Source organism: Protofrankia sp. Cj3 (genome assembly GCF_917627355.1).
Lineage (GTDB): Bacteria > Actinomycetota > Actinomycetes > Frankiales > Frankiaceae > Protofrankia.
On record NZ_CAKJTR010000152.1, the window covers coordinates 1 to 1,371 of the forward strand.

General features: G+C 69.6%; 1 pseudogene. It reads right to left on the reverse strand.

The features are described from left to right. A pseudogene (locus tag MJ783_RS17860) lies at positions 1-1,045 on the reverse strand (1,4-alpha-glucan branching enzyme); the annotation flags it as partial. Positions 1,046-1,371: the final 326 nt, after the last annotated feature.

Below are 1,371 nucleotides of genomic sequence, written 5' to 3' on the forward strand. Positions count from 1 at the left end.
ACGTCGGGGCGTAGTAGGCGGACACCTGGTAGCCCCACGAGCCGCCGAATGGATGCTCAGCGACCGGGAGCAGCTCGACGTGGGTGAACCCCAGCTCCCGCACGTGGTCCACGAGTTCGTCGGCGAGTTCCCGGTAGGACAGTCCCTTGCGCCACGACCCCAGGTGCACCTCGTAGACTGACATCGGCGCGGCGTGCCACGGGGTCTCGCGGCGGCGCGCGAGCCATGCCTGATCGCCCCAGGTGTAGTCGGACTCGAAGACGATGCTCGCCGTGGCCGGTGGGTTCTCGGTGTGCAGCGCGAGGGGATCGGCCTTCTGCCGCCAGACACCGTCGAAACCGAGGATCTCGTACTTGTAGCGGCAGCCGCCGCCGATGCCGGGCACGAACAGCTCCCACACGCCCGCCGCCCCCAGCGAGCGCATCGGGTAGGCGCGACCGTCCCAGAAGTCGAAGTCACCCACGACCCGGACGCCCCGCGCGTTCGGCGCCCACACGGCGAAACCGACTCCGTGGATCTCGCCGGTTGCGCTCGGGTAGCACCGTACCCGCGCGCCGAGCGCCTTCCAGAGCTGCTCGTGGCGGCCCTCACCGATGAGATGGCGGTCCATCTCCCCGAGCGTCGGCAGGTAGCGGTAGGGATCGTCGACGACGTGGGTGGCGTCGCAGTAGCCGACCTCGAGGCGGTAATCGGGGACCGTGCTGGTAGGCAGCGCCACGGCGAACACCCCGCCGCTGTGCAGCCGGGCACATTCGTAGCGTTCACCTTCGGTGAGGACTGCGACGCTCACCGCGTCCGGCCGCAGCGCCCGCACGATCGTATAGTCGCCACGGGGATGGGCGCCGAGGATACTGTGTGGATCATGATGCGCGCCGCTCACGAGCCGGTCAAGATCGGCATTTTCGGCGAGCAGGGACAGGACGGGACACTCCTGCTGCTCAGCTGTTGCGACGCGCGGGGAACGGGTACTGGTGGACTCGCTATCGGAAAGATCGTGCGGGTGGTCCTGGCCAGGACCACCCGCCGCGTCGTCGGTGTCAGTCATGGACAACACGCCATCCTTAGAGGCTCCGGCAATAGGACTGTCCGGCTCGCGCCGCCCGGGCGGCGCCTCGCGTCGTTGTCGTCGGTCGACGCCCAACACAGGGCGCCTCCCTCCGCCGCCTCGCGATCCATCCGCCCGGACGCCGCTCCCTGATCGAACGTCCTGTTGCCGGAGCCTCTGGGAGGCTCCGGCAACAGGACTGTCCGGCTCGCGCCGCCCGGGCGGCGCCTCGCATCATCGCTCCCCATCCATCGCCGCGCGATGCACGGGGTACCCCGGCTCGTCGGTCGATGCTCCCAGCACCAGGGCGCCTTTCTCCGCGGCCT